General features: G+C 49.0%; 1 protein-coding gene. It reads left to right on the top strand.

Annotation, left to right across the window (positions count from 1 at the left end; genetic code table 11):
• The coding region (locus AC1M9D_RS14180; RefSeq protein ID WP_481612456.1) for a phage late control D family protein at positions 1-243 on the top strand (243 nt) is incomplete at both ends.

Below are 243 nucleotides of genomic sequence, written 5' to 3'. Positions count from 1 at the left end.
GGCACAAACGCCGCAACAGCCGCGTATTTATGAACAAATCCGTGGTCGAAGTGGTGGAAATCCTCTTTGAAGAATGGCAAAACAAAAGCCCGCTCTTTGCCTCTAGCCTCAGCCTAGACCACAGTGGATTGCAACAACAATACGACATCCGACCCTTCATCATGCAAAGCAACGAAAGCGACTACGACTTTCTGACTCGCTTACTACGCAGTGAAGGCATTAACTGGCTCATTGATGAAGCCC

It is taken from the genome of Acinetobacter sp. ANC_7682 (assembly GCF_056779795.1).
Note: the sequence above shows the minus strand (reverse complement) of the source record. Positions and strands in the feature narration are given on the sequence as shown.